Source organism: Pseudomonas sp. Ant30-3 (genome assembly GCF_000690905.1).
GTDB lineage: Bacteria > Pseudomonadota > Gammaproteobacteria > Pseudomonadales > Pseudomonadaceae > Aquipseudomonas.
This window is the reverse complement of sequence record NZ_JMCL01000076.1, coordinates 14502-29675: the sequence shown is the minus strand read 5'-3', so window position 1 is coordinate 29675 and position 15174 is coordinate 14502. Positions and strand designations below refer to the sequence as shown.

At 57.3% G+C, this 15174-nt stretch carries 16 protein-coding genes; 5 read left to right on the top strand and 11 right to left on the bottom strand.

The genetic code is table 11. The features are described from left to right. Positions 1–62: 62 nt before the first annotated feature. From DU29_RS1000000132860 to DU29_RS0118665, 7 genes are all read right to left on the bottom strand, one after another. Positions 63–242, bottom strand: a complete 180-nt coding sequence (locus DU29_RS1000000132860; protein ID WP_161781299.1) for a hypothetical protein — start codon at positions 240–242, stop codon at positions 63–65. Between the two features lie 73 nt (positions 243–315). Next, the gene (gene msrQ / locus DU29_RS0118690) at positions 316–936 is read right to left on the bottom strand and encodes a protein-methionine-sulfoxide reductase heme-binding subunit MsrQ (RefSeq protein WP_028623046.1); all 621 of its coding nucleotides are present in this window, start codon (positions 934–936) and stop codon (positions 316–318) included. Next, positions 936–1949 (bottom strand): protein-methionine-sulfoxide reductase catalytic subunit MsrP, encoded by a 1014-nt coding sequence (msrP, locus tag DU29_RS0118685; RefSeq protein ID WP_028623045.1) that lies wholly within the window; start codon positions 1947–1949, stop codon positions 936–938. The genes msrQ and msrP overlap by 1 nt, the downstream gene beginning before the upstream one ends. 63 nt (positions 1950–2012) lie before the next feature. After that, positions 2013–2870 (bottom strand): CDP-diacylglycerol--serine O-phosphatidyltransferase, encoded by an 858-nt coding sequence (gene pssA / locus DU29_RS0118680; protein WP_028623044.1) that lies wholly within the window; start codon positions 2868–2870, stop codon positions 2013–2015. Positions 2871–3015: 145 nt separating this feature from the next. Further along, entirely contained in the window at positions 3016–4032 is a 1017-nt protein-coding gene (ilvC, locus tag DU29_RS0118675; protein ID WP_007948647.1) for a ketol-acid reductoisomerase, read from the bottom strand. Positions 4033–4080: 48 nt separating this feature from the next. Continuing rightward, complete coding sequence (ilvN, locus tag DU29_RS0118670; protein ID WP_003176102.1) at positions 4081–4572, bottom strand: acetolactate synthase small subunit; 492 nt, start codon at positions 4570–4572, stop codon at positions 4081–4083. Between the two features lie 2 nt (positions 4573–4574). After that, positions 4575–6299, bottom strand: coding sequence for an acetolactate synthase 3 large subunit (locus DU29_RS0118665; RefSeq protein WP_028623043.1), 1725 nt, complete (start codon positions 6297–6299; stop codon positions 4575–4577). 399 nt (positions 6300–6698) lie between these two features. Between DU29_RS0118665 and DU29_RS0118660 the strand changes: the two genes are divergently transcribed. Continuing rightward, positions 6699–7115, top strand: coding sequence for a DUF4124 domain-containing protein (locus DU29_RS0118660; protein WP_028623042.1), 417 nt, complete (start codon positions 6699–6701; stop codon positions 7113–7115). Positions 7116–7235: 120 nt separating this feature from the next. Here the strand turns inward: DU29_RS0118660 and DU29_RS0118650 are convergent, their stop codons facing one another. The 3 genes from DU29_RS0118650 to mrcB are packed head-to-tail and all read right to left on the bottom strand — an operon-like array spanning position 7236 to position 10646. Beyond that, the gene (locus tag DU29_RS0118650; protein WP_028623041.1) at positions 7236–7571 is read right to left on the bottom strand and encodes a YqcC family protein; all 336 of its coding nucleotides are present in this window, start codon (positions 7569–7571) and stop codon (positions 7236–7238) included. Next, on the bottom strand, positions 7571–8305 hold the full coding sequence (locus tag DU29_RS0118645) for a tetratricopeptide repeat protein (RefSeq protein ID WP_028623040.1): 735 nt from the start codon (positions 8303–8305) through the stop codon (positions 7571–7573). The genes DU29_RS0118650 and DU29_RS0118645 overlap by 1 nt, the downstream gene beginning before the upstream one ends. A 16-nt stretch (positions 8306–8321) precedes the next feature. Further along, positions 8322–10646 carry a penicillin-binding protein 1B gene (mrcB, locus tag DU29_RS0118640; RefSeq protein WP_028623039.1) on the bottom strand — a complete coding sequence of 775 codons (2325 nt, stop codon included), beginning with the start codon at positions 10644–10646 and terminating at the stop codon, positions 8322–8324. Between the two features lie 117 nt (positions 10647–10763). Here mrcB and DU29_RS0118635 point away from each other — a divergent pair, with 117 nt between their 5' ends. The 4 genes from DU29_RS0118635 to DU29_RS0118620 all read left to right on the top strand — a co-directional run bounded on the left by DU29_RS0118635 (position 10764) and on the right by DU29_RS0118620 (position 14080). Continuing rightward, the gene (locus DU29_RS0118635; protein ID WP_028623038.1) at positions 10764–12320 is read left to right on the top strand and encodes a bifunctional aminoglycoside phosphotransferase/ATP-binding protein; all 1557 of its coding nucleotides are present in this window, start codon (positions 10764–10766) and stop codon (positions 12318–12320) included. An 89-nt stretch (positions 12321–12409) separates the two neighbouring features. Next, positions 12410–12754: a pentapeptide repeat-containing protein gene (locus DU29_RS0118630; RefSeq protein ID WP_028623037.1), complete on the top strand. Its 345-nt coding sequence runs from the start codon at positions 12410–12412 to the stop codon at positions 12752–12754. 238 nt (positions 12755–12992) lie between these two features. Then, positions 12993–13265, top strand: a complete 273-nt coding sequence (locus DU29_RS0118625) for a TfoX/Sxy family protein (protein WP_028623036.1) — start codon at positions 12993–12995, stop codon at positions 13263–13265. Positions 13266–13279: 14 nt separating this feature from the next. Next, positions 13280–14080 (top strand): Crp/Fnr family transcriptional regulator, encoded by an 801-nt coding sequence (locus tag DU29_RS0118620; RefSeq protein WP_028623035.1) that lies wholly within the window; start codon positions 13280–13282, stop codon positions 14078–14080. A 230-nt stretch (positions 14081–14310) separates the two neighbouring features. On the opposite strand, the gene DU29_RS0118615 is transcribed toward DU29_RS0118620, so the two are convergent. Continuing rightward, positions 14311–15156, bottom strand: coding sequence for a ChaN family lipoprotein (locus DU29_RS0118615; RefSeq protein ID WP_028623034.1), 846 nt, complete (start codon positions 15154–15156; stop codon positions 14311–14313). Positions 15157–15174 lie beyond the last annotated feature (18 nt).

The following is a 15174-nucleotide window of genomic DNA, read 5'->3' as shown; positions in this document are numbered from 1 at the left end:
GTTTTCAAAGTTTCGCTTGGAAATCCTTAACAACTTCAACCACTTGCGCTTCCGATCTCTCGTTAGCGGGAGGCGAATTCTACAGCGTTACTCGCTGCTGTCAACACCTCTTTTTCTCCGCTTTCGACCGAGAAGATCGAATCGTCAAAAGAGACAAACAACACCGCTCTTTCAACTCCTTCCAGGCTTCGATGATCTGAAGCAAGCCGCTGTCGAAAACCGCGCAACTCATTGTTTACCAAGGAGTTTTCCGTTTCGACTGCACCGGAAGTGGGGCGAATTATAGACTTCCAGAATCTGCCGTCAACCCCTAATTTATGCTTTTCCTGCAGAAGCTGGTTTTTTTGCACCAAGACGCGGAATTCGCCGAGCAACACCAGGCAAACGTAGGGCTAACAGAACAGCACCTATAGTTGCATAGATAGCCCACTCCTTGAGATCGGCACGCGCGATCCACAACATGTGCAGCAATCCCAGCGCTAAAACTCCATAAACCAAGCGATGCAGCTTTTTCCAGCGAGCCCCCAAGCGTCGCTGACTGTAGCGATTGGAAGTTACCGCCAGTGCCAATAAGCCAAGAAAACCCAGCGCCCCGACTATGATGTATGGCCGCTTGCGCAACTCGACGCCGAGTTGAGACCAATCAAAACCTAGGATGAACGCGGTGTACCCCGACAAATGCAGGACTACATAAGCGAAGCACCACAGACCCAGTTGGCGCCGGACAGATATCCACCCCGCCCAGCCAGTGAGCTTTTGCAATGGAGTCATGCACAAGGTAATCAGCAACAATATCAGCGTACCCAGGCCAAGGCGATCCACCAGCACTTTGCCAGGATCCGGCCCAAGCACATCGGCCCACGCTTCATATAGCCAAAGCAGCGGCCAAATCGCCGCGGCTATAAAGACGCCCACACGCCAGAACGGATAGCGCATCAGTAATTCTTCCGCAAATCGAGCTCTGTATATAAAGAAGCGACTTCCTCCGAGTACCCGTTGAACATCTGGGTATCACGCACATTAGGCTTGAACAACCCGCTTGGCAGCCGGCGCTCCCGCGCCTGAGTCCAGCGAGGGTGATCAACAGTCGGGTTCACGTTGGCATAAAAGCCGTACTCGTCGGCCGCAATACTTTGCCAGGTGGTTTTCGGCTGCTCACTGACCAGGCTGATGCGCACGATGGATTTGATGCTTTTGAAGCCGTACTTCCATGGCACCACCAAGCGTAGCGGCGCACCGTTCTGGTTAGGTAATTCGCGCCCGTACATGCCCACCGCAAGAATCGCCAACGGATTCATTGCTTCATCCAGACGGAGCCCTTCTACATAAGGCCAGTCAATCAGAGCAAAACCGGAGCGCTGTCCGGGCATGGTCTTGGGGTCCTGTAGCGTTTCGAATCGGATGAACTTCGCTTTGGACGTTGGCTCAACTTGCTTGAGCAACGCTGCGATGGGAAAACCGATCCACGGAATCACCATCGACCATGCTTCTACGCAGCGCAGGCGATAGATGCGCTCCTCCAGTTGATAGGGCTTCATGAAGTCTTCCAGCGCATAACGCCCCGGCTTGGCCACTTCACCGTCGATCACCACACTCCACGGTTCGATCTTGAGGGAGCCGGCATTCGCTGCCGGATCGCCCTTATCAGTGCCAAACTCATAAAAGTTGTTGTAGTGAGTCGCGTCCTTGAACGGCGTGATCGCCTCGTCTTTGACGGTAACCGCTTGCCATTTGGTAGCCGGCAGCTTGTCGTTGAACCAGCCGGGTGCCCTGCCCGGCTCAACACCGGGATAAAGCGCAGGCTGATCTGCACTGGCCCAGCTCGGAAGACTACTGGCGGCGACAGCGGCCAGCGCTCCACCCAGCAAGCTGCGGCGAGAAACATAAAAGGATTCGGGGGTGACTTCCGATTCGTGGCAATCGGACGTTTTTGGCAATTTGATTAACATGGCAACTCCGCAGCTTTGGAGAACTGATGCACCAATAGACTGCGGAGTATGGGGAACATTACATTAAGGCAATGTTTTGCGCCGACGCAAATGCAGCAAATATTGCACCGGACCCGAGGCCGCATAAGCGAGGAACACCAACAGCAGGATTCGCGGCGGATCACTGAATACCACTGCAAACACCAGCACGACAGCAAGGATTGCCACGAAAGGCACGCGCCCTTTGAGATCCAGCTCCTTGAAGCTGTTGTATTTGATGTTACTGACCATCAGCATGCCGGCAGCGGCAACCATCAAGGCGACCAGGAATGACATCTTCGAACCCTGGATTCCGAAATCGCTGAAAGCCCAGACTATACCCGCGACCACACCCGCCGCGGCCGGACTGGCCAGACCGATGAAGTAGCGTTTGTCCGCAGTGCCGACCTGAGTGTTGAAGCGTGCCAGGCGAAGCGCCGCGCCAGCCACATAGATGAAGGCCACCATCCAGCCGACCTTGCCCATATCGCCCAGCGCCCAGCCGAAGGCCAGCAATGCGGGGGCAACACCAAAGGCTACCATGTCGGACAGAGAGTCGTACTCGGCGCCGAAAGCGCTTTGCGTATTGGTCATGCGCGCAACACGGCCGTCGAGGCCGTCTAGCACCATCGCAACAAAGATGGCGATCGCGGCAAAAGCGAAGTACTTGCTCGCGTTGACCGAGTCACCGGCACTCAGGGCCGCCTGGGCACTCATGGAGTTGATGATGGAATAAAACCCCGCGAACAGGTTCGCGGTGGTGAACAGATTCGGCAGAAGATAGATACCACGATGCCGGACTTTACGGCCTTCAGCGTCGTGCCCTTCTTCGACATGTTCATCGATGGGCAGCAGGCTTTCGGCGTCAGAAGCCTGGTTTGGCTCTTCGGGACGTTCGCTCATGGACAATACCTTGCAACTGGGTGGAAAAAATTACGACAAGTGTCTGCGACAACCTTCGGCCGCAAACGATGCAGCTTTATACCAGAACCGACCCCCCAAACGAAAAAACGCGGCCTGGGCCGCGTCTTCCGTACAAGAGTGCGACTTAGTTTTTGGCTTTGTCGACGATCTTGTTGGCACCGATCCACGGCATCATGGAGCGCAGCTGCTCGCCGATGATTTCGATACCGTGAGCAGCGTTGTTACGACGCTTGGCGGTCATCGAAGGATAGCCGGTCGCGCCTTCGCTGATGAACATCTTCGCGTATTCGCCGTCCTGAATACGTTTCAGAGCGTTGCGCATGGCCTGACGGGATTCGGCGTTGATCACTTCCGGGCCGGTCACGTACTCGCCGTATTCGGCGTTGTTGGAGATCGAGTAGTTCATGTTGGCGATGCCGCCTTCGTACATGAGGTCAACGATCAGTTTCAATTCGTGCAGGCATTCGAAGTAGGCCATTTCCGGCGCGTAGCCAGCTTCAACCAGGGTTTCGAAACCGGCTTTGACCAGTTCAACGGTACCGCCACAGAGAACGGCTTGCTCGCCGAACAGATCAGTTTCGGTTTCGTCCTTGAAGGTGGTTTCGATGATGCCGGTACGACCGCCACCAACGCCGGCAGCGTAGGACAGCGCAACGTTTTTGGCGTTGCCCGAAGCATCCTGATAGATAGCGATCAGGTCAGGAATACCGCCGCCCTTGACGAATTCGGAACGCACGGTGTGGCCCGGTGCTTTCGGCGCAATCATGATCACGTCGAGGTCAGCGCGTGGAACAACCTGGTTGTAGTGAATCGCGAAACCGTGGGAGAAGGCCAGGGTGGCGCCTTTCTTGATGTTCGGCTCGATTTCGTTCTTGTACAAGGCAGACTGGAATTCGTCCGGGGTCAGGATCATGACCAGGTCGGCAGCGGCGACAGCAGAAGCAACGTCGGTCACTTTCAGGCCGTGAGCTTCAGCTTTGGCAACAGTCGCCGAACCTTTACGCAGGCCAACGGTGACGTCTACGCCGGAGTCTTTCAGGTTGCACGCTTGAGCGTGGCCCTGGGAACCGTAACCGATGATGGCAACTTTCTTGCCCTGGATGATCGAAAGGTCGCAGTCTTTTTCGTAATAAACTTTCATGAAATTCCCCTATATATCCAGGCCGTTCAGGCCATTCACTAATTTGGTTTAGATGCTGAGTACTTTGTCGCCGCGGGCGATACCGGTTACGCCACTGCGGACGGTTTCCAGAATCGAAGCGGTGCCGATGGACTGAATGAAGCTGTCGAGCTTGTCGCTGGTACCGGTCAATTGAACGGTATACACGCTGGCGCTGACATCGACGATCTGCCCACGGTAAATATCGGTGGTGCGTTTGATCTCGGCGCGCTGGGCGCCCGTAGCCTTTACTTTGACCAGCATCAGTTCGCGCTCGATGTGAGCACTCTCCGACAGGTCGACGAGCTTGACCACCTCGATCAGTTTGTTCAGGTTCTTGGTGATCTGTTCGATCACTTCATCGTGCCCCACGGTGGTCAGCGTCAGACGCGACAACGTCGGATCTTCGGTTGGCGCCACGGTCAGGCTTTCGATGTTGTAGTTGCGCTGCGAGAACAGGCCGACTACACGAGACAAAGCGCCGGGTTCGTTTTCCAGAAGCAGGGAAATAATGTGCCGCATGATTATGTACGCTCCGTCTTGCTCAGCCACATATCGCGCATGGAGCCGTCTTTGATCTGCATCGGGTAGACGTGCTCGCTGGTATCGACCGACACATCAATGATCACTAGACGGTCTTTCATGGCGAACGCCTCTGCCATCTGCGATTTCAGGTCTTTCGAATCGGTGATGCGCACGCCGACGTGACCATAAGCCTCGGCCAGCTTGACGAAATCAGGCAACGATTCCATGTAGGAGTGAGAGTGACGGCTGCCATAACTCATGTCCTGCCATTGACGAACCATGCCGAGCACGCCGTTGTTCAGAATGACGATCTTGACCGGCAAGCCGTACTGCAGGCAGGTCGACAGCTCCTGGATATTCATCTGGATGCTGCCTTCGCCCGTCACGCAGACGACGTCATCATCCGGAAAGCTCAACTTGATACCCATGGCTGCCGGAAAACCGAAACCCATGGTTCCCAAACCGCCGGAGTTGATCCAGCGATTCGGCTTGTTGAACGTGTAGTACTGAGCGGCGAACATCTGGTGCTGGCCTACGTCGGAGGCGACATAAGCATCGCCCTTGGTGACTTCGCACAAGGTTTCGATCACGGTCTGAGGTTTGATGACGCTACCGTCGCCCTTGTCGTAAGGGAACAGACCGCGATCACCGCGCCACTCATCGACCTGCTTCCACCAGCTGGCGACCGAGTCCTTGTTCGGGGTCTCGCCGATTTCCTTGAGGATCGCGACCATTTCGGTCAGGACGCTCTCGACCGGACCAACGATAGGCACGTCGGCCTTGATGGTCTTGGAAATCGAAGCCGGGTCGATATCGATGTGAATGATCTTGGCGTTCGGGCAGAACTTCGCCGGGCCGTTGATCACGCGGTCATCAAAACGCGCGCCGACTGCGAGGATCACATCGGCATGGTGCATCGCCAGGTTGGCGGTGTAGCTGCCGTGCATGCCGAGCATGCCGATGAACTGACGGTCAGTGCCAGGATAAGCACCCAAGCCCATCAGGGTATTGGTGACTGGCAGGTTGAGCATTTTCGCCAGTTCGGTCAGCGGCGCGGAGCCACCACCGAGGATCACGCCGCCGCCTGCGTACATCACAGGACGTTTGGCCGCGAGCAGCATTTCTGCTGCCTTGCGAATTTGCCCGGAGTGACCACGAACGGCCGGGCTGTAGGAACGCAGCTTGGCTTTCTTCGGGAAGATGTATTCGAATTTCTCGGCCGGGTTGGTCATGTCTTTCGGAATATCGACAACGACCGGTCCAGGACGACCGGATTGCGCCAGGTAGAACGCTTTCTTCATGACTTCCGGGATTTCCGAGGCGTGTTTGATCATGAAGCTGTGCTTCACGATCGGCCGGGAGATACCGATCATGTCGGTTTCCTGGAACGCGTCGGTGCCTACCATGGTGCTCGGCACCTGGCCGGAAATGACCACCATCGGAATGGAGTCCATGTAGGCCGTGGCAATACCGGTGATGGCGTTGGTCGCGCCCGGGCCGGAAGTCACCAGTACCACACCGGCTTTACCGGTGGCACGGGCATAGCCGTCAGCCATATGGGTCGCGGCCTGTTCGTGACGAACCAGAATGTGGGTCACTTCCGGTTCTTTGAACAGGGCATCGTAGACATGAAGAAGAGCACCGCCCGGGTACCCGTAGATGTATTTGACGCCTTCGTCACGCAAAAAGCGGACGAGCATCTCACCGCCAGATAAAAGCTCCACGTTGTTCACCTCTAAAACGCCAGAATACCGCCCACATACAAGAGGACGGGTCTTAATAGGTTTACTTCTCGGCAGAGCATGAGCGACGGTGGTCGCCGACTACGTCAGCACTGACTGAGCAAGTATTGGGATCGTCCCAGTGTTGCGGGCCTTTCCCACCCAGCGCGAGGTAACGCGTTGCGGGTGTAACAGGTCGGCGCGGGTGTGCGCCTCATGATCTGCCGAGTGGGTCTGCTTCTGGCAGTCCCTCTACAGCGGACTTTGGATTCTTCTGTTTCGCCCTCTGCAAGTCAAGTCGTCAATGTGCTTTATTGAAGTAAGCACATGAGAAAGCAAGAAAAAACCGCCAAAGCGCCACTGTGTTAGCTTCAATTGCGCAACCCACTACAAGGAAATGCCATGCGATCGATGTTCCTCATTGCCAGCCTGCTGATCGGCCCTGCGTGCATGGCAGGCCAGATCTACAAATGGGTCGACGCCCAAGGCGTGACTCACTTCGGCGCTCAGCCGCCGCAAGGGCAGGAGGCGAGCACCGTGACGCCATCCGCGCCGCCCGCCAGCAAACCGCTGTCGTCGCAGGGCAGCTCGCCCATCGGCGATCAGCAGGCAATCGATAGAAAAGTGAAAAGACAGGTCGCCGAACAGCAAGCCGAGCTGAAGGTATTTTGCGAACAGGCACGCACGAATCTGGCGCAACTGCAGAACAATCCGCGCGTGCGAGAAGATGTGGAGGGTGAAATGCGCCGCTTGAGTGAAGAGCAGCGTAATGAGCGGATTACAGAAGCCCAGCGGCAGATTAAGGAGAATTGCTCTTGAATCCGACGCTCTACCCTGTGGGAGCCGAGCTTGTTCGCGATGGCGGCCTCGCATTCAACATTTCAGTTGAATGTTACGCCGCCATCGCGAGCAAGCTCGGCTCCTACAAGTACTTAATCGTCAGCGCGAGGCCGTGATCATCTGATCGAACTCTTTGAGCAGAACCTGCAATTGCCGATCCTTGCCTTGAACATTGCGCGCCGCGAAAACCATTTCGGCCATTTCCTGGATTCCGGAAGCGTTCGGTAAAGGCAGATCCTGTTCAAGGATAATCTTCATGCGCGGCAGGAAGATCCACTGCAACCACTGCTCGAAGTCCAGTGTGTCGACCGAGAAAGGCTCGACACTGGACAACGCTTCGACTGAGGGCGACTCATCGTCCCACCAGCCCTGAACCCGCAGCTCGCGTTCGATCAGCAGCAACTGCTCGGCAATCTTCGGAAAGCGTGCGTCCATCACGAAGCGACCTTGGCCTTCTGACGGGCCAATGCAGCGCCAGCGGAATCACCCTGTTTCTCACGGGCCTGAGCGATCAATTCCCACAGACTGGCCTGCAGCGCAGGGCGACCATTGGCGAACGTCAGACCACGACGGGCAAGCTGCTCAGCCTGGGCTGCATCACCTTGAGCCATGCGCACTTGAGCCAGTCGATAAAGCACTTGCGGCTCACGTGGCGCAACGCGCTGAGCGCGCTCGAGGCTGGAAGTCGCGCCATTCAGATCGCCGCCCGCCTGCTGTTGCTGGGCAGTGGTCAGCAGCGCCAAAACCGGACCGTCGAGTTGTTCGTCGGCAGACAGACCGCCCGAGTTTGTCGACGGAATGCCGCTGGGCGTCGCCGGCATGCTGTAGCTGCCCTGATTGACCGGCGCCGATTGCACCGGCGAAGTATTGATCGGGCCTGGGGTGATCGGCCCTGGAGTGATCGGTGCCGTGCTGATCGGCGCCGACGCGACTGCGCCGCCGCCGGGCACCATCACGACCACACCGGTATCACCTTGGGGAATCGCCTGAGTCTGATTTTGCGCAGGGCGCTGGACCGTCGTCTGACGGTACCCGCCGTTTGCCGAAACACGTTCGCTGTTAGACACGGCGCTGCCGGAATCCACAACCGGAATCGAACCGCGCTGCACGCTGGAGCAACCGCTGAGCAAAGCCACGGCAGTAACCGCTGGAATCAACCACTTGTTCACTTCAAACCCTCTTCGCTTAGTTCATCCAGCCCTTGACCCAATCCATCACCGTTTCACCGGATGCAGGGTTTTCGCCACTGCAAGCCGGGCCGGGAGGCGGTTCGCTGCCGCGAATATACGGCATCTGCACGGCGCCGGGGCAGTTGCCATCGGAACCTTGCCCTGTCCGGGAATCCACCCAGGCCTGAACGATATTGTCTGGTTGCGGCATGTCCAGCGGCAGCGGGTCAGCCTTGCGCATGAAACTGGTCCAGACTTGCAATGCACCGGTGGCACCGGTGAACGGCGTTTTGCCGTTGTCATCGCGCCCCAGCCAGACAACGGCCAGCAGATCCTGACTGAAGCCTGCGAACCAGCTGTCCCGCGAATCGTTACTGGTGCCGGTCTTGCCCGCCAGGGTCAGGGTTTTCGGCAATACCTTGTACACCGAACTGCCGGTGCCCTCTCGCATCACGCGCTGCATGGCGCTCTGCACCAGGTAGATGGAAGCGGGGTCGAAACGTTGTTGAATCTGGAATGGATAGCGCTTGAGGGGCTCACCCTCGGCCGTCAAGACGCTGCGAATGCCACGCATCGGCGTATTGAAGCCGCCGTTGGCCAGGGTCTGATACATCGTTGCCACTTCAATCGGGGTCAGACCACCCGCACCCAGCAACATTGACGGGTACGCCGGAAATTCGCGACTGACACCCAGACGTGCCAGGGTTTTCAATACGTTCGGCACACCCACCGCCAAACCAAGCCGCGCGGTCGACAGGTTGTAGGAATGCGCCAGACCTTGATACAGGAAAACCGTACCGTGGGACCGGCGATCATAGTTCTGTGGCTTCCACACCTGGCCGTCCGCACCTTTGACCGAGAACGAATCGTCCGACAGCCAACTGGTTAGCGTGTACTGGCTGGGTTTCTCCAGTGCTGTCAGGTAAACCGCCGGTTTGATCAGCGATCCGATCGGCCGAACCGCATCCAGAGCCCGGTTGAAACCGGCGAAACTGGCCTGACGACTGCCGATCATGGCCTGCACTTCACCGGTTTCCGGGTTGGTCACGACCATTGCCGCTTCCACCTCATCGGAGCCTTTGCGTCCGGACAAGCGCTTGAAGGTGTCATTGACCGACGCTTCCGCTTTCATCTGCAGGATCGGGTCGAAACTGGTGAAGATCCGCAGACCTTCTTCGGTCAAATCCTCGTCCCGATAGTCCTCGCGCAACTGACGTTTGACCAGGTCGATAAACCCGGGAAACGAGCTATCGGCCAACTTGCCGCGCGTGGTCACACCCAGTGGCATTTTCTTCGCGGCGGCAATCTGCTCGGCACTGGCAACACCTTGTTGCTCAAGCACATCGAGCACCAGATTACGTCGCTCAAGCGCCCGCTCCGGATTACGACGCGGGTTATAGTAGGAAGGCCCTTTGACCATGCCGACCAGCATGGCTACCTGGTGCAGCTTTAGCTCCGACAGCGGCTGCCCGAAGAAGAACTGGCTGGCCAGCCCGAAACCGTGCACCGCGCGCTGACCGTCCTGACCGACGAACACTTCATTAAGGTAAGCCTCAAGAATTTCCCGCTTGTCATAATGCAGCTCAAGCAGCATTGCCATCATGGCTTCGGTGAGTTTTCGGGTCAGGCTGCGTTCGCTGGTGAGGTAAAAGTTTTTCACCAACTGTTGCGTCAGCGTACTGCCGCCCTGGGTCATCCTGCCACCGGAAGTATTGACCCAAACAGCGCGGGCGATCGACTTCGGCGAGACGCCCCAATGGCTATAGAAGTCGCGGTCTTCCACGGCCACCAGTGTTTCCAGCAGATACGGCGGAACCTGGTCCAGCTTGATCAGAATGCGATCTTCGAGATTCTTCGGGTAAATCCCGCCGATCAGCAGCGGCTCCAGGCGCACGACTGAAAGCTTCGAACCGTTGGTAGCGGACAGTTCGGCCACGTAGTCGCCGGAGAACCGCACGCGCACGGGCTGCGCTTTCTCAAGGCCTTCATAAAACTGGAAGCCACGGGTATTCAGGTCGACGGTATTGCCGGTGACCGCCGCAGCGCCCGGACCGTTGCTCACGCTTTCACGGCGATAACCCAACGCATCGAGCTCGGTGAGGAAGTCTTCCTTGCTCAACTTCTGCCCGGTGAACAATTCGAGCGGGCGCGCATACACCTTGGCCGGGATAGTCCAGCGCTTGCCGGAAAACTTCTCCTGAACGACCGCGTCAAGGTAAACCGCGAATCCGGCGAGCACTACAAGGCCTACCAGACTGAGTTTAAGGGCCCAGCCCAGCCAGGGGTGAATGCCCTTGGAAGGTGGTTTTTTGGGGGTGCGGGGGGATCGAGTACGAGTCATGGCGGCGGATTATACGCACTTTATTCATACTCGACAGACGCCCTCCGAGGTTTGCGTCAGGCGGACTTGCCGCCATAATGACGGCCGTGAATTTTCCCAGACTCTGAAGGAACGCCTGTGAGCCAGTCCCTGATCGCTGCCCTGCAAAATCCCGCCCTCTACCCGCATCCTGTAGACGGGTTTCAGGTCATCGAGACCCATATCTCCTGGGTCATTCTCACGGGCCCCTTCGCCTATAAATTGAAGAAACCGGTCAATTTCGGTTTCCTGGATTTCACCAGCCTCGACGCCCGCGAGCATTTCTGCGCTGAAGAACTCCGTCTTAATCAGCGACTGACCAACGATTTGTATCTCGAAGTGTTGCCGATCACGGGCAGTGCCGAAGCACCGCAGTGGGGCGGCGACGGTCCGGTCGTCGATTTCGCTTTGAAAATGCGTCAATTCCCCCAGAGTCAGTTGCTCAGCACCCTGCAAGCCAATGGCGAGTTGACCACTGCCCACATCGACGAGATGGCCGCGCAAATCGCTCAGTTCCACCTCGACGCGCCTAAAGTGCCCGCCGAACATGATGCCGGCACACCGGACAGTGTCATGGCACCGGTACGGCAAAACTTCGAGCAGATTCGCCCGTTCCTCAGCGACAAGGCCGACCTGCTGCAACTCGACGCCCTGCAGGCGTGGGCCGAAAGCAGCTTCGAACGCCTCAAGCCATTGTTCGCTCAGCGCAAGGCCGATGGTTTCATCCGCGAATGCCACGGTGATATCCATTTGGGCAACGCCACCGTCATCGACGGCAGCGTGGTGATTTTCGACTGCATCGAATTCAACGAGCCGTTCCGTTTCACCGACGTGTACGCCGACACCGGTTTCCTCGCGATGGACCTCGAAGATCGTGGGCTGAAAAGCCTGGCCCGACGCTTCGTCAGCCAATACCTGGAGCTCACGGGCGATTATCAGGGCCTCGAGGTGTTGAACTTCTATAAAGCCTACCGTGCCATGGTTCGCGCGAAGGTCAGCCTGTTCAGCATGCCGGCCGAAGCCGATCCGGTGCAGCGCGCCACTACCCTGCGTCAGTACCGCAACTACGCCAACCTCGCGGAAAGCTACAGCACGATTCCTTCGCGATTCATGGCGATCACCCACGGCGTCTCCGCTGTCGGCAAAAGCCACGTAGCCATGCGCCTGGTCGAAGCGCTGGGCGCGATTCGCCTGCGCTCCGATATTGAACGCAAGCGTCTGTTCGGGAAGCAAACCGTCGCCAACGATCCACAGGCCGGCATCTACAGTGCTGAGGCCAGTGCTGCGACCTACGCACGCTTGCATGAGATTGCCGGGGTGATCCTGCACGCAGGTTTCCCGGTGGTCATTGATGCGACCTACCTCAAGCGCGATCAACGCGATGGCGCCGCAGCCGTCGCCGAGTCGACTGGCGCGCCGTTCCTGATTCTGGATTGCAATGCCCCACAGGCCGTAATCGAGAGCTGGCTGACGCTGCGTCAGGCGGATAACAAGGATCCGTCCGACGCCACTTTGGCCGTTATCGAAGCCCAACAAGCCTGTCGCGAAGCGCTGACGCCAGCAGAGATCCTTTACAGCAAACGCGTTCAGACCAACGAGAGCGGAACACTCGACACCGTTGTCGCACAAATCCGCCAGCGTCTGCCCGGCCTGTAAAAAAATATTTCAGCCGTGGAGCTCTGCCCGCTTCACGGCTGCCAAATAGTGGCACTATACTGGCGCCATAAAACCAACAGGTATGTGACATGAGCCAGCCCAAAATTCTAGATACCCCGCTTTATGCCCTGCTGCACATAGACGATATCACCGGGTTCAACAACGAACGCCCGTCAGGCGGTGCCGTCGATATGGTCGGTGGCGACTTCCGCGGTCTGGACCTGCGCGAACTGAACGCTGACGGCGTCGACTTCGGCGATGCCTATTTCCGTTCAGCTGACCTCCGTGGCATTGATTTCAGAAATTCCAATCTGCAAGGCGCGAGCCTGGCCCACGCGCAGATATCCGGCGCTTACTTCCCAGTGGAGTTGAGTGCAGACGAAATTCTGATGTCGATGAATTTCGGTACGCGTCTGCGCTACCGCACCCGCTGAACGCTGCGGTTGACCAAGTCCGGCGGCCCCGCTTGCGTCGGACTACGGTCAATATTTGTCCGTAATACTTCTCTCATGCGCCGCGTCCTGCGGCCTCGCGCCTCTTAAGCTGCCGCCAGTCCTGGCGTCTTAGAACCTTTTCGCATTGAAATATTCCAAAAAAACGCACTTTTCCTACTGATGACTACACTCCTCAAAGGCTTGCCCACGCACCATTCGGCCGTCGCAAGGAGGCTTGATGAATGATGAATTGCAGCACCTGAAAAATCTTGGCAAGACATCGGCACAATGGCTGCACGCCGTCGGCATTCACAGCGCTTCGGATCTGCGTCGCCTGGGCGCGGTGGATGCCTATCGAGCCGTACGCACGCGCGGATTTCGAGCTTCCAAGGTACTGTTGTATGCCATTGAAGGGGCGTTGATGGATGTGCACTGGAACGAAATTCCGGCGGAGCGCAAGGAAGCCTTGAACAAACAACTTGAGGCAATCTCGTCACGCCACAAGAACTGAACGGGCGACGCTGAATGTATTTACTTGGGGAACAACCGGCTTACGCCGATGCTTTGATCAATCGACTGCAAACCATTCCCGGCCATCTCCTGGCTCAGCTGTCGCCAAGTGGCCCGACACTGGAAGTTGCAGCCACGGACGATGTGGGGGCGTCTCTGCCCGGCGATCAGATATTTGTGCTGGAAACCGGTTCGCTGCACGGGTGCGTCAATGACCGCCCGTTGTTTTATCTGCACGAAGGCGATCTGATTGGCTTGCGTCAGGATCGGGATATGCCGCGGTTGCGTTTGTGCAGCGACAACCCGGTGACATTGCGTCCCTATCGGCGATCAGAAGTGTTCCAGCACATATTTGCTGACGAGCAACGCTTAGAGTCGTTTCTGGAATACCTGACCGGCCAGACCGCGCTGCTATCCGATGCGGTCGCTCGCCTTAAACAGCCAGAGTTTCGTAGCACCAACGGTTTCCAGCGCGTTGCCCGTGGTGAAGTACTGATCAGTCAGGGCGATGAGGCGGACCATGTATTTGTCATCATCGAGGGCCATGCCGAAGCATTCGTCGACGGCGTCAAAGTGGGTGATGTGCCCAAGGATGAGATTTTCGGGGCAATGGCGGTGTTCACCAGTGAAAGACGCAACGCCAGCGTGATCGCCAGCGAACCGAGCACCGTGATGTTGATTCCCAAAGACCAGTTTCTGACGCTGACCCAAAGCAATCCCAAGATTGCTCACAGTCTGATCGAGAGCATGGCTCGGCGCATTGATCATCTGAACAAGCAGATTATCCAACTGAGCAAATCTGCCAATGTTGCCTGAAGGCCGGTAGCAACAAGGGCTGCAGCGCAGAAGAACGCGGCTTTCAGGGCAAATGAAAATGAACGGTTGACACGCTAATGAGAATCGCTATGATTATCACAACTGGTCGCGAGACTGGTCGATATTTGAAAAGCCCTTGGTTCGGACTCTCAGATATCTCCTCATCAGGCTAATCACGGTTATTTGACCCGGCTCTTGTCGGGTCTTTTTTTGCCTGCAGAAAATTGCGCTTACTTCCCGAACTGCTTGCGCATCTCCGCGCAGTAATCCACAGCCGGCATGGCGGGTGTGTACCAGACGTAATCGGCCATTGCCGCCGTGACTTCACTGCCCTCCTGCGCCAGCATCAAAACCTTTGGCGCTTCGGGCGCACCCAAGTCAAGTACATGGATGGGCACACCGACGTCCTTGCGTGCATGGTAAGCGCCGGCGAATAGCACAGCCGGTGTCGGCGCCTCAAGCAAGCGTTCGGCCATGCGCCGGTCACGTTGTTGCTGCACCGCGAGCATTGCCGGCATGTGCGCGGTGGGCAGCAGGCCACAATGGGATTCACCGATTTGCGCCAGCAACTCATTTTTGACCGAGGCAGCATTTGATCGCGCGCCGCTCAAGGTTAAGGGTTTGGCATAAAGGACGCGCAGCTCGACAGCATCCAGGTTGGCCGCCAACAGTGGATAGGGCTGACTCAATGCAAAGCGGATCACGGGCTCGTAAAGCGTCCAGTCCCACCCCTCCTGCCAGGCCAGCGCGGCAGGCAAATCTGCCGGCATGGAAGACGAACGTCGCACTGCGTCTACTTTGGGTTGTTGATCCGGCGTGAGCATTTCCAACAGCAAACTGCCTTGAGGTCGCTGCTGTCCCAGCGTCTGTAACAACCACAGCTGCAGCGCGTGGTGATCGCGATTGTCGTGTTGTTCACCCACAATCAATCGGGAAGGCTTGGCCAGCTGCGCGATCAGTTCGCGGGGCGTCACGGCCTGACCGTTGCGCAAATCGCGAATTTCGCCCACAACCGGTGGTGGTGCATGCTGACAGGCACTCATCAGCAACAGCGCCGCAATAAATATCAAACGCATGCCCTTCCCTCTTTGAAC